This window comes from Bacillus sp. AFS059628 (assembly GCF_002571225.1).
Classification (GTDB): domain Bacteria; phylum Bacillota; class Bacilli; order Bacillales; family Bacillaceae_G; genus Bacillus_A.
Genome location: NZ_NVEC01000050.1, coordinates 1 through 22,178 on the forward strand (window position 1 = coordinate 1; position 22,178 = coordinate 22,178).

20 protein-coding genes, 1 riboswitch and 1 other annotated feature are annotated in these 22,178 nt (G+C 35.5%); of the genes, 5 read left to right on the top strand and 15 right to left on the bottom strand.

The features are described from left to right. Positions 1-21 precede the first annotated feature (21 nt). The 4 genes from COL05_RS17195 to COL05_RS17215 form a co-directional block, all read right to left on the bottom strand. Positions 22-3,228, bottom strand: coding sequence for a putative mucin/carbohydrate-binding domain-containing protein (locus COL05_RS17195; RefSeq protein ID WP_142337543.1), 3,207 nt, complete (start codon positions 3,226-3,228; stop codon positions 22-24). A gap of 569 nt (positions 3,229-3,797) precedes the next feature. Beyond that, positions 3,798-4,715 (bottom strand): thioester domain-containing protein, encoded by a 918-nt coding sequence (locus COL05_RS17205; RefSeq protein WP_098669496.1) that lies wholly within the window; start codon positions 4,713-4,715, stop codon positions 3,798-3,800. Positions 4,716-4,839: 124 nt separating this feature from the next. Further along, a complete protein-coding gene (locus COL05_RS17210) occupies positions 4,840-5,679 on the bottom strand; it encodes an aldo/keto reductase (RefSeq protein ID WP_098520863.1) in 840 nt (279 codons plus the stop codon). A gap of 15 nt (positions 5,680-5,694) precedes the next feature. Next, complete coding sequence (locus COL05_RS17215; RefSeq protein ID WP_180233463.1) at positions 5,695-6,858, bottom strand: MFS transporter; 1,164 nt, start codon at positions 6,856-6,858, stop codon at positions 5,695-5,697. 391 nt (positions 6,859-7,249) lie between these two features. Here COL05_RS17215 and COL05_RS17225 point away from each other — a divergent pair, with 391 nt between their 5' ends. The 3 genes from COL05_RS17225 (at position 7,250) to COL05_RS17235 (ending at position 9,674) form a co-directional block, all read left to right on the top strand. Beyond that, a complete protein-coding gene (locus tag COL05_RS17225; RefSeq protein WP_025966858.1) occupies positions 7,250-7,594 on the top strand; it encodes a winged helix-turn-helix transcriptional regulator in 345 nt (114 codons plus the stop codon). A 416-nt stretch (positions 7,595-8,010) separates the two neighbouring features. Further along, on the top strand, positions 8,011-8,451 hold the full coding sequence (locus COL05_RS17230) for a DUF1641 domain-containing protein (protein WP_001115309.1): 441 nt from the start codon (positions 8,011-8,013) through the stop codon (positions 8,449-8,451). A gap of 44 nt (positions 8,452-8,495) precedes the next feature. Beyond that, positions 8,496-9,674, top strand: coding sequence for an NAD(P)/FAD-dependent oxidoreductase (locus COL05_RS17235; protein WP_098669498.1), 1,179 nt, complete (start codon positions 8,496-8,498; stop codon positions 9,672-9,674). A 190-nt stretch (positions 9,675-9,864) separates the two neighbouring features. Here COL05_RS17235 and tyrS read toward each other — a convergent pair whose 3' ends face one another. The 5 genes from tyrS to COL05_RS17260 form a co-directional block, all read right to left on the bottom strand. Beyond that, positions 9,865-11,127, bottom strand: a complete 1,263-nt coding sequence (tyrS, locus tag COL05_RS17240) for a tyrosine--tRNA ligase (RefSeq protein ID WP_098669499.1) — start codon at positions 11,125-11,127, stop codon at positions 9,865-9,867. Between the two features lie 52 nt (positions 11,128-11,179). Beyond that, positions 11,180-11,395: a binding site (T-box leader), on the bottom strand. 96 nt (positions 11,396-11,491) lie between these two features. Further along, entirely contained in the window at positions 11,492-12,409 is a 918-nt protein-coding gene (murB, locus tag COL05_RS17245) for a UDP-N-acetylmuramate dehydrogenase (RefSeq protein ID WP_098669500.1), read from the bottom strand. Positions 12,410-12,799: 390 nt separating this feature from the next. Next, positions 12,800-13,195, bottom strand: coding sequence for an SET domain-containing protein (locus COL05_RS17250; protein WP_142337544.1), 396 nt, complete (start codon positions 13,193-13,195; stop codon positions 12,800-12,802). 196 nt (positions 13,196-13,391) lie between these two features. Beyond that, positions 13,392-14,894 carry a DUF4077 domain-containing protein gene (locus tag COL05_RS17255; RefSeq protein WP_098669502.1) on the bottom strand — a complete coding sequence of 501 codons (1,503 nt, stop codon included), beginning with the start codon at positions 14,892-14,894 and terminating at the stop codon, positions 13,392-13,394. 27 nt (positions 14,895-14,921) lie between these two features. Beyond that, entirely contained in the window at positions 14,922-15,980 is a 1,059-nt protein-coding gene (locus COL05_RS17260) for an endonuclease/exonuclease/phosphatase family protein (protein ID WP_098669503.1), read from the bottom strand. Between the two features lie 219 nt (positions 15,981-16,199). Beyond that, positions 16,200-16,259, top strand: a riboswitch (Fluoride riboswitch). A gap of 55 nt (positions 16,260-16,314) precedes the next feature. Here COL05_RS17260 and crcB (COL05_RS17265) point away from each other — a divergent pair. Both crcB (COL05_RS17265) and crcB (COL05_RS17270) read left to right on the top strand, forming a co-directional pair. After that, entirely contained in the window at positions 16,315-16,719 is a 405-nt protein-coding gene (crcB, locus tag COL05_RS17265) for a fluoride efflux transporter CrcB (RefSeq protein ID WP_142337545.1), read from the top strand. Next, entirely contained in the window at positions 16,716-17,072 is a 357-nt protein-coding gene (gene crcB / locus COL05_RS17270; protein ID WP_098669505.1) for a fluoride efflux transporter CrcB, read from the top strand. The genes crcB (COL05_RS17265) and crcB (COL05_RS17270) overlap by 4 nt, the downstream gene beginning before the upstream one ends. A gap of 33 nt (positions 17,073-17,105) precedes the next feature. On the opposite strand, the gene COL05_RS17275 is transcribed toward crcB (COL05_RS17270), so the two are convergent. The 6 genes from COL05_RS17275 to psiE form a co-directional block, all read right to left on the bottom strand. Next, on the bottom strand, positions 17,106-17,345 hold the full coding sequence (locus COL05_RS17275) for a DUF3947 family protein (RefSeq protein ID WP_098669506.1): 240 nt from the start codon (positions 17,343-17,345) through the stop codon (positions 17,106-17,108). 100 nt (positions 17,346-17,445) lie between these two features. After that, positions 17,446-17,679: a DUF3955 domain-containing protein gene (locus COL05_RS17280; protein ID WP_098669507.1), complete on the bottom strand. Its 234-nt coding sequence runs from the start codon at positions 17,677-17,679 to the stop codon at positions 17,446-17,448. Between the two features lie 156 nt (positions 17,680-17,835). Next, the gene (locus COL05_RS17285) at positions 17,836-19,029 is read right to left on the bottom strand and encodes an MFS transporter (RefSeq protein WP_142337546.1); all 1,194 of its coding nucleotides are present in this window, start codon (positions 19,027-19,029) and stop codon (positions 17,836-17,838) included. A 5-nt stretch (positions 19,030-19,034) separates the two neighbouring features. Continuing rightward, positions 19,035-20,582 carry an ABC-F family ATP-binding cassette domain-containing protein gene (locus COL05_RS17290; protein ID WP_098669509.1) on the bottom strand — a complete coding sequence of 516 codons (1,548 nt, stop codon included), beginning with the start codon at positions 20,580-20,582 and terminating at the stop codon, positions 19,035-19,037. Between the two features lie 437 nt (positions 20,583-21,019). Next, positions 21,020-21,535 (bottom strand): spermidine N1-acetyltransferase, encoded by a 516-nt coding sequence (speG, locus tag COL05_RS17295; RefSeq protein WP_098669510.1) that lies wholly within the window; start codon positions 21,533-21,535, stop codon positions 21,020-21,022. Positions 21,536-21,676: 141 nt separating this feature from the next. Next, the gene (psiE, locus tag COL05_RS17300) at positions 21,677-22,078 is read right to left on the bottom strand and encodes a phosphate-starvation-inducible protein PsiE (RefSeq protein WP_000671178.1); all 402 of its coding nucleotides are present in this window, start codon (positions 22,076-22,078) and stop codon (positions 21,677-21,679) included. Between the last annotated feature and the right edge of the window lie 100 nt (positions 22,079-22,178).

Sequence of the window (22,178 nt, forward strand, 5' to 3'; positions counted from 1 at the left end):
TTTTGGGACAACCTCTTTTTATTATTGCACTTGTTCTAAGCCATTCGGAGTAATCTTAAAGGAAATTTCTTTAAACTTTTTCTTATCTCCTTTTCCAACTAACTCACTATTTTTATACCAAATTAAACGATCTGATTCGGCATGATACACTTTCACTACATCCCCATACTGGAAGGAAGTACCGTTCACTTGCTCTGCAAAATTCTTTGAAGTTTCTTGTCCTTCTGCTGTTACATGTTTTTTCTCCGTTCCGTTTTGATCATATAGTGTAATTCCCATATATAATTCGTTTTTAAAGTAACTATGAATTTGTTCATTTGTATGCGTTACATGTAGTTGCTTATCTTCATGATTGAACGTTACAACAGAACGAATATCATCACCCAGCCCTTGGTATACAAGACTATCTCCATACGTTACTTCTAATGCCACTTCTGTTACCTTTTTGTTTCCAAAACGATCTTTCGTTTCTACTTTTACTGTTTGCTTACCAATTTTTGTTGTATCTGGTTTCCCTACAAAACCTACTACTTCTCCACCCTGCACTTCAACAAATTTCTTTGCGTCTAGCGTTTCGCTGTTTGTTCCGATTACTACTTTTTGCGGATTTGCTTTTACTGTTTGCTCGCTGTCTAATCTTTCAAATCCATTTTCAGTGATTTTGAAGACTAATTCCTTTATCTCTTTACTTTTTCCTTCGCCTACATATACATCTTTTTGATACCAATGTAAACGAGAAGATTCCGCATGATATACTTTCACTACATCTCCATACTCAAATGTAAGTCCATTTACTTCCTTAGCGAATGCTTTTGTATTCTCTAAACCTTTTACCGCTATATTTTTCTTTACTGTTCCTTCTTTATCGTACAATGTGAATTCAAAATACTTTTCATCTTTAAAGTAATCATGAATTAGATTCTTTGTATCTGTCGCACTCAATTTTTTCGTATCATGGTGTAACGTTATTATCGACTTCATATCGTCAGTACCGTAGCTTAATCCATATACAAGTAGGCTCTCTCCATATGTTACTGTTAGAGGAACCTCCGTCACTTGCTTATTTCCAAATCGATCTTTCGTTTCTACTTTTACTTTTTGTTCACCGATTTTTGTTGTATTTGGTTTTTCTACAAAGCCGATTACTTCACCGTCTTTTACTTCAACAAAAGCTTTTGGATCTAGTTTTTCAGCGTCTGTCCCTACTACTACTTGCTGTGGTTTCACCGTTACTTCTTGTAAACTACCTTTTAATTCAAAGCCTTGCGGGGTAATCTTAAAAAATTTTTCTTTTTTATTTTTAGCTTTCCCTTGATCTACAAGTTTATTATTTTGGTACCACTTCAAACGGCCTGGTTCTGCATGGAATACTTTTACTACATCACCATATTCAAAATCCAATTCATTTAGTTCCATCGCAAATCTTTTTCCTGTTTCTTGTCCTTCTGCTGATACACGTTTCTTTTCAATCCCATTTCGATCGTATAGCGTTAAGCCCATATATTCTTCTTTTTCAAAACGGTAATGTATCTCATTATTGGTAAAGTTTGCATCTAATTTCTTCTCATTGTGGTGAAGTGTCACTGTCGACATTACATCATCTGAAAGCCCTTGAAAAACTATACTGTCATCATAAACTCCATTAACTTGGACAGGAATTGAATTTTTATTTCCTTTCTCATCCTCAATTTCTACTAACACTTCCTGTTTCCCATTCTCTAATTTAGGCCATACAATCTTTCCTGTTACTTTTACATTCTCACCTAAATTTCGAACAAGTTTACTTGCTTCATTCTCGTCAGAATCTGTACCAACTAAAAGGTTTTGCACCTCATTAGCAGGTTCACCATAAGGAACTTTATACGGCTCAACTTGTTTCTCACGAATATCATTACTATCTGTAGCTTTCCAGATTTCCTTTTCTAATTTAGGTAACTTTAATTTTTCTATTTTCTCTCTAATATCATCATTTGGCGTCAATCCCCATTCCTCAAAGAAAGGAATTAAATTTTGCTCTGCCACTTTTGATGTCATATACACAAACATTTGCTTTTTCTCTTCATCAGAATGAGGCATTTCACTCTGTGGTAACAAACGATAAGCTTGATGTAACCTAGGATAGAAATGTTCTCCATAAACGACATTTAATTGCCAAAACATTGTAAGAAGGTTAATGTCATCAATGAATCTTTCTGCTTTAGGCTTCTCTAAATACTCAAATGAGTTTTTATAGTGCTCATCCATTTCTAATTGATTCCCTAACGCCTTTTGAACAGCTAATGAGTAAATATTTACTGTGACTTCCCTTACTTTAGACCACTTCCAAGGTTCTTGCTGATGTAAATGTCCAACTTCATGCCATGGTCCCCAGCCATCCTTTTCAAGCACTTCTATATCTAAAACTCTATTCATTGCGCTTGGAATATATCCTGTATGATAATTTGTTGCAAACATAAAGTCATCTTCATCAGGATTCCGTTTTTCAACAAACTGAACGTAATGATTTGGAGATTTCGCAACTCCAATACCGTCCTCAGATAATCCTGCTACTGCATTTTCCAAACGAATAATCTTATCATGTAATTTCATTAACTTTGTCGGATCTGTATCGTTCATATGATCTTGAACAGCATTATAACTCGTAGTAATTAAACTTCTCTCGCCTTTTAATTCAACTGCATAAGGATTCTTATATTTCTTCAACATTTCATCCCAATCTTTTTTCGTATGCTTACCTAAAATAAATAAAGGGAAGTGACTACCACCATTCGTAACTGAGGCTGTTACTTCCCCTTCGGTATTCATATTATAAAAATATAAAATACCGCCTCTTGGAGATGAAATAACGTTTTTCCCTGGTTTTAAATTAAACTCTTCCGGATCCTTTTCATCATAAGATCTCGTTCCTATAAAAGCTTGAATAGACTGCGTTCCTTTTATGTCAATTGTAATCTCTTCATTTGGCCCTGCATAAATTCCAGTTGGCTCATTCGCAGACAGTTTCCAACTCACTCTTAAACGGTTATTTTCTTCATCTACGCTACCTTTCCCCAATAACTGAAACACTCTCTGCTCAAATTTATTCTCTGTAACCTCTTCTAATTTCCCACCTTTATTTTCTTCCAAAGGTGCTGCATATCCTTTCGATGCTTCGAAAGCTACTGGCGATAATAATGTAGATATACATATTCCAGCCACTAATACCCTACTCGTCTTTTTCTTCGACATAATCTGTGTCCCCTGTTCCTTTATTTAGAAAAAATATCCTATATATTCATTTAATAAGGCATCCTATTATCTCTATAAAAACATTTAATGAATAGACTAACACCTCGCGCACCTGTATCATTTACTACCGCATTTTTCTCCATGTATTCGCTTTCCTACATTATAAAATTTTTATGTACTGTATCCTCCTCACTTCCCTCTACTTGTGATGAGTTCTCTCTACATAAAAAGAGAATAGTAAAAGATATATTTCAGTATTGTCATCTATACATCTAAAGTTATGAATAACAATATAATCTTACATTTCCTTCATATATGACCATCTATAGGTAGTTTTTCCAACTGAATTTTACACGCTTTCTACTTTGTTAGATAGCCTTTTCAATTAGAATAATGTTACAATTTCGTGAATATAATCTATTAATCGTAACGTTAGAATTTTATTATATTTATATTATTCCGAAATAAAGTTTATACTGTACAAATAGTGTTATTATCTTTCATTTAATTTTCCTGATATAATTTTTTATTCATATAAAAAAGCATTGGCACAAGCCAATGCTTTTTCGTTATCTCTTTTGATTCGGTTTATGTGGTTCGTTTGGAGTATGCGGTTTATTATTATCATGTCCATTTGTTGTTTTCCAACTTACCGATAACTCTGGACTTGTTTTTTCTTCACTGCGCTCAAGTAATACGACTGCATTTTGAATTGTTGGTGTACCTTTATGTGCAATCCCTTGTAACTTTGTTAAATTCCCTAATACTTTAAAGCTAAATCCACCAGCTGGTGTTTGTTTCGGAATTAAGATACGGAACTTTTCTCCTACATTAAATTCCGTTTTTGCTTCGCCTTTTTCATTTACAAACTTCGCACCCGCTGGTGCACCTGTTGCTTGCACTTTATACGTTCCGCTTTTCGCATTTGTTTCTACTGTATATAAACCTGTTTCAAAGAAATCATTTTTCAATACTGCTTCTTGTTCTTCTGATGGTATGACACTCATCGTAATTTCTTGTAATTCTTCACTAGCATTTGCTTTTGCAACAATCTCTTTCGTTAGCTTTTCTACATTTTTATTACGAAAATCTAAATCGTTAATATCGATTTGTTTTAATGCATTCCATACTGCAAGCTGCGTTGCATAATGCGCTTCTCTCCAATCAGAAACGCCTAATTCTTGTGGACTCTTTTGTGGATATCCATTTAATAGTACACGGTACACATTAATATCCACTTTTCCCATTTCCGGTAAATCTTGACCGCTCGGAGATTTCAAATCTACATTTAAGCAAAAGGCAATTTTACCATCTGCTGTTTTAATAAGCTCTGTTCGAATTGGTTTCTTCTTTGACTTACTATAACTCCAATCCATCTGATACTTTGTATGATCCATAACTTCCGCGAATGCTTTTTGCAGCGGAAATAACACAAATAAAACACTTAAAAACACAGCCAAAAGTTTGAACGATTGCTTTATATTCATGTTTACAACCCCTTATGAAATAACAAATTTACTAATAAGTAGTATTTAGTTAGAAAAAATTTTTATGCATAAACAAAATAAAAAAGAGTGCAAACTGTTTGCACTCTTCTTCTCCACTATATGTTTAGAAATCAAAGTTATCAGGGTCTGGACCAACGCGGTGATTTTCGTTTAACGCGTCGATTTTCTCCATATCTTCTTTCGTTAATTCGAAATTAAATATATCGGCATTTGCAATGATTCGGTGTTCTTTCGTTGACTTCGGAATTGTTACAACTTCATTTTGAAGGTCCCAGCGTAAAATGATTTGAGCTGTCGTTTTACCATACTTATGAGCAATTTCTTGCAATGTTTCGTTATCTAACAATTGACCTTGCATAAGTGGTGACCATGCTTCCATTTGAATACCTTGCTCTTTACAGAACGCTTGTAATTCTTTTTGCGTTAAACGAGGGTGATATTCCACTTGGTTAATCATCGGTTTCATTTCTGCATCTGCTAGTACGTCTTGCAGATGATGGATTTGGAAATTACTTACACCAATTGCACGTACGCGTTCTTCTTTATAAAGTGTTTCTAACGCTCTCCACGTATCTTTGTATTTCCCTTCTACAGGCCAATGAACAAGGTATAAATCTAAATAATCTAGCTCTAATTTTTTTAAGCTTTCTTCATATGCAGCAAGTGTCGTTTCATATCCTTGATCCGAATTCCACACTTTTGAAGTAATGAATAAATCTTCACGAGAAATGCCTGCTTCTTTTATACCTGCGCGAATTCCTTCTCCTACAGCTTTCTCATTTCCATAAATCGCAGCTGTATCGATACTGCGGTATCCTGCTTTAATCGCAGATTTCACAGCCTCTACAAGTTCTGGCCCATCTTCTACTTTAAAAACACCTAAACCGAACCAAGGCATCTCTACACCGTTATGCAATGTTGTTGTACTTTGTAAATTTTTCATTATATTTTCTCTCCCTTATTTTACTTGATCTCTTTTTTCTAATGTCATACTCCACGCTGTTAAAATAACAGCGCCTACTACCATAATTCCGCCTACCCAAGCTGTATGAATTAATCCTAACGAGTTCGTAACAATGCCTCCTAAATAAGCACCGAGAGCGATTCCCGCATTAAACGCTGCAATGTTAATCGCGGATGCCACATCAACAGCGCTAGGTACAAATCGTTCAGCTAATATAACGACATACACTTGTAGCCCTGGAACATTCATAAATGCGAATAGTCCCATGAAAATAATTGTGATGAGTCCAGCGACTTGAAACGGCGCTGTAAACGTGAAAACAAATAATACAATTGCTTGAATAAAGAACATGTAAAATAATGCTCGAATCGGATTATGATTTGATAATTTTCCGCCGACCATGTTGCCGATTGCAATTGCGATTCCGTACACTAACAAAATAATTGTAACGGTACTTGCTTTAAATCCTGTTACTTCTTGTAATAGCGGAGATAAATACGTAAATGTTACGAATGTTCCCCCGTATCCTAATGCAGTAATAATAAATACAAGTAATAGTCTCCCATTCGTAATCAGCTTAAATTGATCGCGAAATGATATAGACGTACCTTTTTTTAAGTTAGAAGGAATTAGCATACTGTTGGCGATTAAAGCAACGATCCCAATTACCACAATTACCATAAACGAGGCTCTCCAACCAAATTGTTGACCGATAAACGTTCCAATTGGTACACCTGTAATAGTCGCAACGGTTAAACCAGTAAACATAAATGCAATTGCACTCGCACGCTTATTCTCTGGTACAAGCGCAGCCGCAATTGTCGATCCTATCGACATAAAAACGCCGTGCGCAAACGCAGATACAACCCTCGCGATAAGCAACACAGTAAAGCTTGTTGCCACCGCTGCAATTCCATTACCAATAATGAAAATAATCATAATCCACATTAATAACGTCTTTCGCGACATACTAGCTGTTAATGACGTTAATACTGGAGCACCGAACGCTACTCCTAACGCATATAAAGAAACGGTTAAACCCGCTGTTGTAACAGAAACATGTAAATCCTCTGAAATAGATGGTAATAAACCGACGCTAATAAATTCGGTTGTACCAATTCCAAACGCACTAATGGCTAGTGCTAATAAAGCAAACATACTTCTCCGATTCGTCTGTACTGCCGAAGAAGATACTGTATATGAATTCAATTGAACTCCTCCTTAATACGAGAAATCCAATCATAATAGTATGAAAAAAGGCCTTTTTTCTTCTACAAAATAAAATTACTGCTCATATATGCTATTATGAATGGCTTCACTCTTTTTTTGAAGAACGCACTTAAAAGTACGATAGGTACCCAAAAGTAACATAGGCACTTTTTAGTACCGTACTACTCATTTCCCTCTTACGTATGCTATTATGGAACATATTCAACATGATAAAAAGTACGTACTTTAAAGTGCTATAGGTACTTTTTAGTAACATTTAAATGATTTAGCTTCTTTTGTTGGAGAACTGACATCTACATTCATCAAAGGAGATTTTAATATGAAGAAATATAACATTCCCGTTGAAGCGACTTTAGAGGTTATCGGTGGAAAATGGAAAGTCGTTATTCTTTGTCACTTAACGAAAGGTACAAAGAGAACGAGTGAATTAAAACGTCTCATGCCTGGTATTACACAGAAAATGTTAACGCAGCAATTACGCGAACTAGAAGAAGATGGAGTTATTCAAAGAAAGGTATACAATCAAGTACCACCGAAAGTAGAATATTCCCTTACAGACTACGGTTGGTCTTTAGAATCCATTCTCGATTCCCTTTGTACTTGGGGCGAATGCCATCTTGAAAAAAGCGGTAACACATCGATGCTAATAACAGAAGGCGAATAAAGAAAAAAGGAAAAAANNTTTTTTCCTTTTTTCTTTATATATACGTACATTTCTAACCTTAACAAAATAATTTATGCGCTTTCATGCCTTGTCAGTACTACGTTATACACGTAATATCAAATAATTAGGAATCATTTTTATGTTAACATAGGTGTATATAGTATATAATATAGGATATATATTATATACACTTTCCGATAAAGGAACTTTCCATTATGCGGACAAGCCATGTATCGGACAGTTCATAAATAATAGGTAGGACATTATGGTTTTGGGTTTATGATTTCAGCTTACTTGCTGACATAAATTTAAAGGCATTTTATTGTGTTTTGTGAAACTTTGTATAAAGTTTCGCAAACGTTTACTATCTTACCTATCAAAAATAAGAGTATTGCTATCGTAAAGGAGAATTGGAGATGCCAGAAACTATGACTCAAACAAAGCCAGAACAAGAAACTGTACAAATTTCTGCTAGCCAAGGACAACTTGATGTACTTGATCAGTTGTTAAAACCTGAGGTACAAGAATCATTAACTACACTAGTAGAACAGCTTCCAAAATTAACTGAGCTTGTTAACATTTTAACTAAGTCTTATGACTTCGCTCAAACTGTTGCTACCGATGAAGTATTAAAAAGCGACACTGTTGGTGCAATCACAGAGCTTGTAGAACCTGTAAAAGATACAGTGAAAAGCATGGCTGCTACTGCAATCGAAGCGAAAGATCGTGCTGACGAAAGCAACGAAGTTATCGGCCTGTTCGGTCTATTAAAATTATTAAAAGACCCACAAGCACAAAAAATGTTCCGCTTTGTGAACGCATATCTTCAAATTAGTGCAGAACGTAACAATAAATAAGTTAACTTATAACAACAATTAGTAAAGACGGGGGATATCATACTATGTCAAAACAAATTGTCATCTTAGGCGCTGGTTATGGCGGTCTTCTTGCCGCTTTAAACGTACGTAAATATTACAGCAAATCAGAAGCACAAGTTACAGTGATCAACCAATACCCAACGCACCAAATTATCACTGAACTACACCGCCTTGCAGCTGGTAACGTGTCTGAGCAAGCAGTTGCAATGCCACTTACAAAGCTTTTCAAAGGTAAAGATATCGATCTTAAAATCGCAACAGTTGAGTCATTCTCAGTTGATAGCAAAGAAATCAAACTAGCTGGTGGCACTACTTTATCTTACGATGCACTTGTAGTTGCTTTAGGAAGCAAAACTGCTTACTTCGGTATTCCAGGACTAGAAGAAAACAGCATGGTATTAAAATCTGCTGCTGATGCAAACAAAATCTACAAACACGTTGAAGACCGTATTCGTGAATACGCGAAATCGAAAAACGAAGCTGATGCTACAATCGTAATCGGTGGTGGCGGATTAACTGGTGTTGAGCTAGTTGGTGAGCTTGCTGACATTATGCCTAAACTTGCAAAAAGCCACGGCGTAAATCCAAAAGAAGTTAAACTTCTTCTTGTTGAAGCAGGTCCAAAAATCCTTCCAGTATTACCAGATCACTTAATCGAACGTGCAACTACTAGCCTAGAAGCACGCGGTGTTACATTCTTAACAGGTCTTCCTGTAACAAACGTTGCTGGCAACGAAATCGACTTAAAAGACGGTCAAAAACTTGTTGCTAACACATTCGTTTGGACAGGTGGCGTTCAAGGTAACCCACTAATCGGTGAATCAGGTCTTGAAGTAAACCGTGGTCGTGCAACAGTTGATGCATACCTACAATCTACTTCTCACAAAAACGTATTCGTTGCTGGAGACAGCGCTGTTGTCTTCGCTCCAGACGGACGTCCATACCCACCAACTGCACAAATCGCTTGGCAAATGGGTGAGTTAATTGGATACAACTTATACGCAGCACTAGAAGGCAAAGCATTCGAAGAGTTCGCACCTGTAAACTCTGGAACACTTGCTAGTCTAGGACGTAAAGATGCTGTTGCTACAATCGGAGCAAGCAATACTCCACTTAAAGGCTTACCAGCATCATTAATGAAAGAAGCAAGTAACGTTCGTTACTTATCACACATTAAAGGTCTATTCAGCTTAGCTTACTAATCTGAATAGAAGCCCGAATCATGCCCTGCATGATTCGGGCTTTTTTAGTCCGTAATTCCCTCTAACTTATTTATTCGGCAGATGTATAATATAACCCTTTAAATTATCTAAATTTACTGATTATTTTATGTCTAAATTGTGTATATGAAAGGATGGAAGTATTCTTTCTACTCCCATCCTTTCGCACAAATTATTCTCCTAACTTCACTAAGCTGTAGTTCTTCTTCCCTTTACGAATAATAATAAATCGTCCATCAAATGAATTTTCTACAGTCACATCCGTACCTACATCCGTTACTTTTTCACCATTCATAGAAATAGCTCCATTATTAATATCCTCACGCGCTTGTCGTCTAGATGGTTCAATTCCTAAATCAACGAGCCATTCTACGATATTTTTCGTCTCTTTTGAAGACTGGAATGTTGGCATTTCTTTAAAGCCTTGCTCAATTTCATCGGCTGTTAACGATTTAATATCTCCGCTAAATAACGCTGCTGTAATTTTCACAGCTTGCAGGAACGCTTCTTCTCCATGAACGAATTTCGTCATTTCTTCCGCTAATACTTTTTGTGCTTCACGTTTATGAGGCTCTGTTTCTACCTTCACTGCCAATTCATCGATGCGCTCTTTCGTTAAGAACGTAAAGTATTTCAAGTATTTAACGACATCACGGTCATCTGTATTTACCCAGAACTGGTAAAATTCAAACGGTGTTGTTTTTTCAGGATCAAGCCAAACTGCACCACCTGCTGATTTACCAAACTTCGTACCATCTGATTTCAATAATAACGGAATCGTTAATCCGAATACCTTCGCTTCGTGCCCTTCTAACTTACGAATTAAATCTAAACCACTCGTAATATTTCCCCATTGGTCACTACCACCAATTTGTAGTTGAACATCTTCTTTCGTGTATAAATGATGGAAGTCCATCGCTTGCAAGATTTGGTACGTAAATTCTGTGAAAGAAATTCCTGTATCTAAACGACTTGCTACAATGTCCTTCGCTAACATGCTATTAATGCTAAAGTTTTTTCCGTAATCACGTAAAAATTCGATAATGTTTATTTCATGTGTCCAGTCGTAGTTATTAACCATCTTCACTTCGCTATTTCCGCCAAAATCAAACAGCTTTTTCATTTGCACTGTTAACGCATCCACGTTATGCTGAACGACTTCTAACGTTTGAAGTTGACGCTCTGATTGACGTCCACTCGGATCACCTATTGTCCCTGTTGCCCCGCCGATTAAAATAACTGGATGATGACCAGCTAACTGGAATCTCTTCATCATCATAAACGGAATCAAATGTCCGATATGCATACTATCACCAGTCGGATCAACTCCGCAGTATAGTGAAATCTTTTTCTCTTCTACTAGCTTACGTAAACCTTCTTCATCCGTCTGTTGATTAATGGCACCGCGCCATTCTAATTCATCAATAATGTTCATCTTTTTTCATCCCCTCTATTTTTTTGAAAACAAAAAATCCCTATGTCTATGACATAGGGACGATTATTCACCGTGTTACCACCCAGTTTGTATAAATAGCATAGCTACTCATACCACTCTTAGCAATAATATCGATTGCCAATCCGCTTAGCATTACCTAAGATACTCCAGAGTGTAATTCGCAAGTTTGTTTGTGCTAGGTTCCAGCAACCCCTAGCTCTCTCGTTAACAGTGACAAACTGCTACTGGGCTCTTTCAACGTATGTTATTTGTTAAATTATTAGCCATTATATTGAATCGCAAACAAATTGTCAACAATACCTAAATATTATTTTGAAATAATTCACAGTTTCATACGTAGAGTTTATTCTTTATCTTCTCCAATAATTCTTACTTCTCGCTCTAACTTCACGCCAAATTTCTCTTCAACAGTCTTTTGTACGAAGTGAATTAAATCAATGTAATCTTGTGCTGTTCCGTTATCAACATTCACCATAAATCCAGCGTGTTTTAGAGAAACTTCCACTCCGCCAATTCGCTTACCTTGTAGCCCTGATTCTTGAATTAGTTTACCAGCAAAGTTATTTGGTGGGCGCTTAAATACGCTACCACATGAAGGATATTCTAGAGGTTGTTTTGACTCACGTTTGAACGTTAAATCATCCATTTTTGCTTTAATTTCTTCATATACACCTTCTTCAAGTTCGAATCTCGCTTCAAGAATAATGTAATGGTTGTTCGCAAATACACTCTTACGATATCCAAATTCAAATGCTTCTTTCGTCAAAGTACGTAGCTCTCCATCACCTGTCATTACGACAGCTTCTGTTAATACATACGAAATTTCACCACCGTATGCACCTGCATTCATATATAATGCTCCGCCAACTGAACCTGGAATACCACAAGCAAACTCAAGACCCGTTAAGTTATGTTCTAGTGCAATACGTGATACATCAATAATTGCCGCACCGCACTGTGCTACAATCGTCGTTCCTGTTACAGTAACACCTGTAATGTGAATTAAACTTACTGTAATTCCGCGAATTCCACCATCTTTAATAATGACATTTGATCCATTTCCTAAAAACGTAACTGGAATATTATATTCGTTAGCATATTTAATAACTTTTTGAATTTCATCATAATTTGTCGGTGCAACGAACACATCAGCTTTTCCACCAACTTTAATATGCGTATGATTCTTTAACATTTCATCTTGTTTCACATGACCTTCAGGCAATACCGTACTTAAATATTCATAAACCTCTTGCATATTCATTTTACGATTCCTCTATTTCTATATTCTTTTTATCCCGTTATACGGGCCCATAATATCCCCACATACATGAAATGAACCTAAAGTGGTGGATACAGTGTACCCAAAATCAATTCGAGACACCTATTAACCTCTTAATTTATAAGAGGTGCCACTCATATTAAAATATATATTGCATAATAAAGCAACCCAAATGGGCTACTAAACTTGACATGTCATCAGAAAGACAACAATTTGTAAAATATATTACTTTTTCAACACACTACCCTTCAGTATCTTACTATATCATACGAAAATAAAGTGGTATTTTTTTGTAATATTTACTTTATTTTCATCACTAAAAAGGGAGGCTTTTACCTATGTAAAAGCCTCCCTTTCATCACTTATTATAAATTACTTTTCGTTCTCTTCTTTTTCCTTATCAAACCATAACAGCTCATCGTTATCAACTTCGCCATTATAATTGATTAAGATTTCTTCTCCCGCTTTTATATCCTTGTAGGCGAAGAAGTTAAACGTATGGTTCTCGAAGACAATATCATACGTCGCATTCGGTGTATATGAATGATTAAATAACATACCGTATCCTAAAAGGATTGCCGTATGATTTACCCCATACTCAAATGCGTAATCAGCAAGCAACGTTTTCTCAATGTGTTCATGCTGTTCATTCGGATAAGAGATAACTGGTGCTGCGTGTATCAACTCACCTTTTTTAATATCACGAGTTGCAAATACACCTCTATTAAATTCTCCATCACTAAGTTCAGAAGTCTTAACTTCGATCATATGCGTCACCTATATAATTCTTTCTTTGAAGTATTTTATCCCGCTATTTGCGAGGTTCAACTAATAATAAGTAGATATTAGTCTCACTTTATCTCCTTAAGCTTGGCAGAAAACGAACAGAAAAGCAATTAAATTCCGCTCAAGTATTCGTTTAAATGAAAAAAGAGCACACATAGTGTGCCCTTTTGAAGTGATATTACTTTTCTAAAATATCTTCTAACAACTTCACTTGCTCACTAACAGTATGTAACGTCTTCACTGATGTGTCATTTCGATGTTTTTCTTCTTCCACACTTGCTAACACTTCTTCCGTAGCCGCAGAAGTTTGCTGAATTACATTAGAAGCATGTGTAACATCCTTTACGATATTCGTCGTTTTAACTTGGAAGCTTTCTTGATGACCAACGATTTCTCTCATTACATCATTGATTGCATCAATGAACTTTCCTAAATCCGTTACGTTTGTTAAAACGCTTGCTAACATTTCGTTACATTCTTCTTGTACTCTTTCTGATTTCTCTACCTGCGCTTCCACCTTACTTGCTTGATTACTAAACTCCTTCAAAATACCTTGAATTCTTCCCGCAGAACGATTCGATTCTTCGGCCAGCTTTAATACTTCATTCGCTACAATAGCAAACCCTTTTCCATGCTCACCCGCTCTTGCCGCTTCAATATTTGCATTTAAAGCTAGCAAACTCGTCTGACTTGAAATATTCGTTATTACATCTACAATTTCATTAATTTGCTTCGACTGTATCATTAAATCTCTAAATATAATTCCTGATTGTGAAACAACATCATTTAAACTTCTCATATTCGCTTCAAAATTTCGCAAAGTATGTACACTACCCTTTGAAATTTCTAAACTTTCATCAACACGAATCGATGCATTTCTTACTTGAGAAATGATTTGTTCAATATTCCCCTCCATCTCATTCAATACTTCCACCGAACGATGCATCATCTCTGATTGTGATTGAGTACCAACTGCCACCTCTTCAAAAGCAAAATTAATTTCACTCATCGACTCCATCGATGTATTCATATTTTGTCTTAAATGATTGAAATTACTATCTAGTTTTACAACCGTTTCCTCAATAAGTCTTTGCGTTTCTTCTAACTCCTGAGCTTTCCTCATTACTTCCTGCTTCTCATCACTTAAGCGGGCTAACAGATTAGAGCCAATCTTCGTTACACCCCACATAGCGATCGTTACGATTGCTAACAAGCTTGCAAAGTTTGCGGCTTCAGATGCGGCTGTATAAGCAAAAAATTGCTCCGGCCAATAACTACAAAGAATAAATGTGATCACAACCGCTACTCCGCCAAGAATGATAACGAGACGTTCACTTAAATAAATAAGTGAAACCGCTAGTGTAAAGTAAACCATTTGAAATACAGCCGGGCTTTCATTAAATGCTTGTATCATAATGAAAGACATTATAAGCAACATAAATGTCATGATATATTTATACACTGATTCCATACTTTTTATAAATGTAAAGCTTGTTCCAAATACAACTACAGACATACCACAAATCCAAAACGGTAGTACACTCGGTCTAAAAATATACCCGTAATACCCAATCAGGATTATCCCAAGGAAGAAACTACAAATCGTAATAAACAGCAATAAATGATTTTTCTGTGATTCTTTCTCAAGGTTAGAAAAACAAGTTTTCTTTAACCACTCCATATATAAAGTCCCACCTTCTGCAATTCATTACTTCAGCTTAAATACCGCACTCACTGGGTTATGATCGCTATTTTCAAACTTTAAATCTTTCCCTTGCACATTTACAATCTCCACATTCGGTGAAACGATGAAGCCATCAATGATCGTGACGAAGTTTTCACCCTCCACATATTTCTTCACATCATCCCTCACAGTCATAACAGATGGATCTACAGCCCACTTAAAGCCACCATTAGTAAAGTCCTTTGGTAACTCTACTAACCATTCCGGACGCTCTTTCACAAACTTCGGATCACTTAACTGAGCGTTTGAAACTAATTGATTCCAATCTCCGCCCATTATTACGTAATCACCATTTTTATAATGCTTGTTCATATATTCTTTTAAATACTCTACTTGCTGTTTTCTAATTTTCCCGCCTTCATCGTACGCAGATAAATGTAAGTTTACAAGTCTAACATGCTTTCCATTATTAACAGGAATTGCATGTTCAACAATCGCTCGATCTAAATCGAATAAGCGCTTCGGCCAAGGCTCCATTCCAGGAAGCTGGAATCTCTTCGCTGTTTGAACTGTATATTTAGAAAATGTACTTAATCCAGCCTCCGCATATCCCATTGGACTTGTAATTGGAACGGGAACCCATTTTGTATCATAGTTCTTTCCGAACGATGAAGCATAATCAGGTAATCCTTTTTTCAAAAACTCATGCTCATTCACATCAAATGATCGCATTGATTTTATATCGACTTCTTGTAATAACGCAAAATCACTATTCTCATTTTGTAAAAACGAAAGCATGTTCTTTAGGTTAACTTCCGTTTGCGCTTTACTACTTGAACCAGATCCTTTTCCACCATCCATAAAGAAATCTTGATCCTTATCTAATCCACCATATCCAATATTAAACGTTGTAACTTTAAACTCATTTTCAGACGCTAATACACGCTCCTTATTATTTTCCACCTTCAAGCTTATCACATCAGCAGGTTGTTCTTTTGTAATTGTCATATACGCTAAAAACCCACCTAAAATGCAAGCTCCTATCAAAATACATATAAGTACTATTTTTAATAACTTCTTCAAATAAACGCCCCTTTTCTAAAACACACAACTAAATTTTCTTTATTTTCAGTTAACTAAAAACTGAATGACAGACATAAGAAATATTTTATCACATTGAAAACCTTATATCACTATATTTAGTTTATAAGCATCTTTATCTACCTTAAACCATTACACATATACAAAACGACTCCACTTCTTCACTGGAAATTCAATAAAATTTTTAGTACACTATATGTAATAATTATAGGCGATGGAGTTCGCCATAATCGCTGCTTAGCTAATGACTCCTACCAGTATACATACTGGTAGGAGTCTATTTTTTTGAGCAAACTATTTTAAAGAGGTGAAGATATTGATTTATATTATCGTTGGCATTGCCGGTATATTAGGAGCACTCTCTCGTTATTATTTAAGCCTTACTATTCATACTTCATGGCATCATTCATTTCCATTAGCTACATTACTTATTAACTTAGCTGGCTGCTTCTTATTAGCTTGGCTAACTACGTATATCGCTCGGAGAAATATCTTTTCTTCACAGATTATCACAGGCATTGGAACTGGATTTATCGGTTCCTTTACGACGTTTTCGACATTCAGTGTAGAAACTGTGCAATTAATCCATCATTCTGAATGGAGTACGGCTTTCTTATATGTATCATGCAGCATACTTGGTGGTCTCATTATGTCTGCTCTTGGCTATACACTAGGTGATTTCTTAATTAAGAAACACCTTACGGAAGGTGATCACTTATGATGGAAGCTTTATTAGTAGCAATAGGCGGTTTTTTCGGTGCGATTACACGATTTACAATTAGCAATTGGTTTAAAAAAAGAAATAAAACTTCCTTTCCAATTGCTACATTTCTCATTAATATAACAGGTGCATTTTTACTCGGATATATAATTGGCAACGGTGTCTCTACAAGTTGGCAATTATTATTAGGTACTGGATTTATGGGAGCCTTCACTACATTTTCAACGTTTAAATTAGAATCTGTTCAGCTTCTCAATCTAAAAAAATGTAGCACACTCCTTTTATACATAAGCACTACTTACATAATCGGTATTCTCTTCGCATTCCTTGGAATGAAACTAGGCGGAATATAAAGAAAGAAAGCGACTCTAATCAGTCGCTTTCTTTCATAAGAAATATGTCCCGCCATACGGAATAGAAAATAAGCCCATTGGTTGCACATCGTAATGTACACTTTGCATCGGAAGCTGTGAGTACGACATATACGGTCCTTGCATCATTTGTGCAAAATATGCTTGTTGCTGCATTTGAATTGCTTGATTCACAGCATGAATTGTCCCCTGAGCTCCTGCCAGTGTAATAGCTGCCCCCACTTGTCTACCACTATAAAAATAATGATTCATTATGATTCAGCTCACTTATTATTTTTCTTCCATATAGTATGTTCCTATTTTATAGTGAGTATTTTGTCCTGATTAATGGATCCCTCACTACTTAAACTTCATTTTATCTATTACTTTTTTTCAGCTTTGAAGCAATAAATTCAAATAGTAATACACCAATACCACTCAAGAATAATACATAACTTATCGGTACTAGGAAAAAGAAAGGTTCTTCAAGAAACCCATTCGCCCCCACTTTACTATTTGAAGCATGTATAGTTAAAGAAATGATCGCTAAAATCATGAAAGAAATAGATACTACGTATTTATTTATCATTTCACATTCTCCTCCATTCATATAATTATCCTTAGACTGTTAACATCATACTACCTAAAAACACATTAAAATTCAATAATTATTTATCGTTTAACAATAAAAATTTATCTAAATTTAAAACAAAAAGGTTTGCGAAGCATCTTGCATTGCCTCACAAACCTTTTCAAACATACATATTTATACTTCAAATCCCTTGCTTACTACAACATATATCGCACACAATAATACGAATATCCCAGCTGAAATTAACAAAATTTCTACACTAAACATATCAGCCAATGGGCCAAATATTATCATTCCTAAAGGAAGCGCGCATGAATTAGCGATTTGTACAAGACTAAACATTCGTCCGTGCATGGAAGGTTCTACTTTTTCCTGCAATAACACGTTAACCGGTGTATTGAAGCACGGCATTGTTATACCAATTAAAAAGTTAAATACTAAATACATAATAAATACCGGAGCGATTCCTAGTCCAATCATAAGCAGTCCATACAACGCACAAGCTAGCGCTGTTGTATGCATACGATTACGAAAACCACCCCACGCTGCAATCAATATGCCACCGGCTGCCGCTCCCGCACTAAAAGTCATCTCGCTAGCAGTAAGTCTCCACATTTCTGCACCGAAAGAACGAGTTACCATTAAAGGTGTTAAAAAGGCAGCTGGACTTATTAAAATCATGACAATGATTAATAAAACGAGTAGCCTTTTAATAAATATATTTTCTTTTAAATAAGCAAAGCCTTCTTTTATGCCTTGTAGATTAGATTTTTGCTTACTCTCTGCATTCACATGTCTCTCCACTTGAATGATAAACATAATACTAATTCCAATCATAGCCGTAATAACATCAATAAAAAATGTCGTTTCAATACTAGCAATAGAAAGAATTGCAGCACTTGCTGCTGGAGAAAGAAACATAATTAAAGATGTAATACTGCTATTCATCCCATTTACTTTCATAAGGTAATCTTTCGGAACGATTTGTGGGATTAATGCATTCACAGCTGGCGTTTGTACCCCTGTCCCAGCTGAACGAATGAGTAATACTATAAAAAGTAACCAAATACTTTTATATCCTGTTAAAAATAAAATTGCTAAAATTAATGTAGCAATTGCTATAACCCCGTCCGATAACATAATCATCTTTTTACGGTCGTAACGATCAATCCAAACACCTGCAAATAAAGAAATCGCAATTTGTGGTAAGAAACCGGAAACAGTTGAAATGGTCAACATTAACCCTGACGATGTCGTTAAGGTGATATACCATATAATCGCGTACTGTACGAGAGATGAACCGAATAACGAAATCGTTTGAGCGGTCAAAAATAATATAATTTTCGTTTTCCAATTGTTTTCAATCATACGTTTCACACCCCCTTAACTAATCCTGTCTCTATATTAAAAATACTATCTGCCCAATCAAGATAAAAACTTGCTTCGTGAGATACAAGTATAATGCTGCCCTTAAACTTAATTAGTGCCTTTTGCAAAGCTTCCTTCGCTTCTGCATCTAAATGATTTGTCGGCTCATCTAAAATTAAGAAGTTACAAGGTAATAGTAATAATCCGCACAGTTTCACCTTCGATTGTTCACCACCACTTAACGTACAAATTTCTTGCGAAACGTGCTTATCCTTCACACCACATGCAGCTAAATGATGGCGTATTTCTTTCATATTCAGTTTAGGAAACTGCTCCGAAATAATTTGAAGCGGCGTTAAAGAATCATTACTCCAATTTAAATCTTGCTCATAATATCCAATCTTTATTTGCTCTGAAAAGTGAAACTCTCCAGAAATACTAGCAATATTTCCAACGATTGTTTTTAACAAAGTAGATTTCCCTACTCCATTGAAACCTGTAATAACAAGTTTTTGTCCACCCATTACTGAAAAATTCAACTTTGGTAAGAGAGCAAAATCGTAACCAACTTCAAGATTCTTTACTTCAAGAACTGTCTGAACTGAAATGGGAAGTTCCCGAAAATGAATAGACGGTTTATGAGTAAAACTTGGTGGCGCAATTCTTTCCATACGTTGCAACTGCTTTCTACGTCCCTGTGCTATTTTAGAATTTACTCCAGCAATATTTCTACGAATATACTCTTCCGTTTTTTCAATTTTCTTTTGTTGTGCATAATATTGACGAATATAATCTTTTCGCAAATGCTCCTTTTGTCTTACAAAATCCGAGTATTTTCCGTAATACTTCTTCACCGTTCCAAACTCTACATCACATATGCAAGAAGTTACCTTTTCCAGAAAATCAAAATCATGTGATACGACAATAAACGCTCCTTCAAAATTCATTAAATAATTAGCAAGCCACTCCACATGCTCTTTATCAAGAAAGTTTGTCGGTTCATCTAGTAATAAAATATTAGGCTCCTCTAATAAAAGCTTCGCTAAAATTACCTTTGCACGCTGCCCTCCGCTTAATTCACCAATAACACGACCCATCCCAATCGCATCAATACCTAAACCGGCTGCTACCTTATTTATTACACTTTCTACTGAATAAAAATCACGAGCTTCCAGCTGCTCTTGTATTTCAGCCGCTTTCAATAGTTGATTCTCATCTCCAGTCATCGCACTTTCTTCATATAACTTGTTCATTCTATCTTCCATTTCATACAAATCATTAAAGGCTCGCTTTAAATATTGTGAAATAGTATAGTTACCATCAATTTCTGCATATTGATCAAGATGTCCAATTTGAATATTAGGGTGCCACTTAATGCTCCCCTTATCAGAAATAATTTCCCCCACCAATATTTTCATTAACGTACTTTTTCCTGCACCATTCTGTCCAACAATCCCCATATGCTCCCCTTTATGCAAATCAAAAGAAGCATTTTCGTATAATACTTTATCTATAAAACTATGTGATAAACTTTCAACTTTAAGTAAACTCATTTTTATTCCTCTTTTCCTGAAATTAAAAAAAGCAGAGAGATAGCGTCATTCGACACTAGCCCTCTGCTTCGTGGTTTTTCCTATACTACTCCAATTTACAGTAAAGACTCATCGGAATAATATACACAAAGGGCCATAGACAAAGCATTGTCTATGGCCCCTTAATCTATTTTATACACCAGCGGAAAAACCATAACGAAATAAGCATAGATAAACTATACTTTTTTCAAAAAGTTATTCAGCCGATGAATATAGGGGATTTATGCCCCTTGATTAAGCTCCGTACAACGCTTCACCGTATACATTTGTGCGGAGCAAAGTTTTCTAATGAGTTTTACAAATTTTATATAAAGCATGTTCTGCACCTTCCTTAATACTTAAAAGGGATTTTAGCATACAGTTTTACGAAGCGTCAACATTACTTCCAAATCATTTAACTATTTGCTTTCAAAATATTGCTTCTGAAACATACACATTCTTATCGCATTATGATAGTTGCCATCCACGAAAAACTCGTCGAGAAGTTCTCCTTCTACCATAAATCCAACTTTTTTATAAACGTGTACAGCTTTTTCATTCTCTTTATCAACAACTAAATACAGTTTATGCATATTTAATACAGAAAAAGCGTAATCCATCGCTAAACGCGTCGCCTCTGCTGCATAGCCATATCCTTGATAATTCGGATCAATAATAATCTGGAATTCTGTTCTACGGTGAATATAATCAATTTCCACTAACTCAACTAATCCAACCATCTCATTATCTTTCTGTAGGATAAAACGCCGTTCACTCTGATCATGTATATGTTTATCGTATAAATCCTGCAGCTCCACAAATGCCTCATATGGCTCTTCAAACCAATACGACATAATATGTGCATTATTATTCAGTTCATGTACGAACTTTAAATCTTCTCGCTCTAATGGACGTAACTTCAATTCCTGATTCATTTCTATAACCTCCAAGTAAAAGAAACCTCTTCACTTAATTTCTCAATTTTTTTCAATTTCAAACGCCCTAATTTCATTGTAAACTTTCAAGTAACTTGAAGGTCAAGACATAAAAAGTAGTGCAAACTTATGTCTGCACTACTACTCTTTTCTCAAATCTCTCATATTCGATATGTATAAAGCAATGACTAAAACAAGAATGGATCCTGCATATAACAACGTCTCCATCGGTTCCTCATGAGATACAATAATTAAACGAATTAACGCCGTAATTCCGATATAAATAAAATAACGTAACGGGAAATGATAATTCGACTTAAAATACTTAATAATCAATGCGATGAACTCGAAGTATAAGAAATAGACGATGATGCTCTCAACCAATTTATACGATGTATATTCCTTTGTTGAAAATATGTATTGAATAAATGTGATAGTCTCGTTAATTAAAAAGATAGATAAGACAATAGATAATATAATTAACGCTATATTCAATATCCACTGTAAAACGCTAGCTATGTAATGATCGATATTAAACTTCATTTCACACTCTCCCTCACGTAAATACTTATTTATTATAGCAAAATTATAATTGGAGGTGGGTTAAATTATATTTCTCGCCTTTGTCGTTCTTTCACAATCA

Coding starts and splice junctions, on each gene's coding strand:
- COL05_RS17230 (WP_001115309.1), top strand. CDS start 8,011: ATGCCAGAAACTATGACTCAAACAAAGCCAGAACAAGAAACTGTACAA.
- COL05_RS17255 (WP_098669502.1), bottom strand. CDS start 14,894: ATGGAGTGGTTAAAGAAAACTTGTTTTTCTAACCTTGAGAAAGAATCA.
- COL05_RS17250 (WP_142337544.1), bottom strand. CDS start 13,195: ATGATCGAAGTTAAGACTTCTGAACTTAGTGATGGAGAATTTAATAGA.
- COL05_RS17215 (WP_180233463.1), bottom strand. CDS start 6,858: ATGTTTGCTTTATTAGCACTAGCCATTAGTGCGTTTGGAATTGGTACA.
- COL05_RS17225 (WP_025966858.1), top strand. CDS start 7,250: ATGAAGAAATATAACATTCCCGTTGAAGCGACTTTAGAGGTTATCGGT.
- COL05_RS17205 (WP_098669496.1), bottom strand. CDS start 4,715: ATGAATATAAAGCAATCGTTCAAACTTTTGGCTGTGTTTTTAAGTGTT.
- COL05_RS17280 (WP_098669507.1), bottom strand. CDS start 17,679: ATGAATGGAGGAGAATGTGAAATGATAAATAAATACGTAGTATCTATT.
- crcB (WP_098669505.1), top strand. CDS start 16,716: ATGATGGAAGCTTTATTAGTAGCAATAGGCGGTTTTTTCGGTGCGATT.
- murB (WP_098669500.1), bottom strand. CDS start 12,409: ATGAATATGCAAGAGGTTTATGAATATTTAAGTACGGTATTGCCTGAA.
- COL05_RS17195 (WP_142337543.1), bottom strand. CDS start 3,228: ATGTCGAAGAAAAAGACGAGTAGGGTATTAGTGGCTGGAATATGTATA.
- COL05_RS17210 (WP_098520863.1), bottom strand. CDS start 5,679: ATGAAAAATTTACAAAGTACAACAACATTGCATAACGGTGTAGAGATG.
- COL05_RS17290 (WP_098669509.1), bottom strand. CDS start 20,582: ATGAGTTTACTTAAAGTTGAAAGTTTATCACATAGTTTTATAGATAAA.
- speG (WP_098669510.1), bottom strand. CDS start 21,535: ATGAATCAGGAATTGAAGTTACGTCCATTAGAGCGAGAAGATTTAAAG.
- psiE (WP_000671178.1), bottom strand. CDS start 22,078: ATGAAGTTTAATATCGATCATTACATAGCTAGCGTTTTACAGTGGATA.
- COL05_RS17235 (WP_098669498.1), top strand. CDS start 8,496: ATGTCAAAACAAATTGTCATCTTAGGCGCTGGTTATGGCGGTCTTCTT.
- COL05_RS17285 (WP_142337546.1), bottom strand. CDS start 19,029: ATGATTGAAAACAATTGGAAAACGAAAATTATATTATTTTTGACCGCT.
- tyrS (WP_098669499.1), bottom strand. CDS start 11,127: ATGAACATTATTGATGAATTAGAATGGCGCGGTGCCATTAATCAACAG.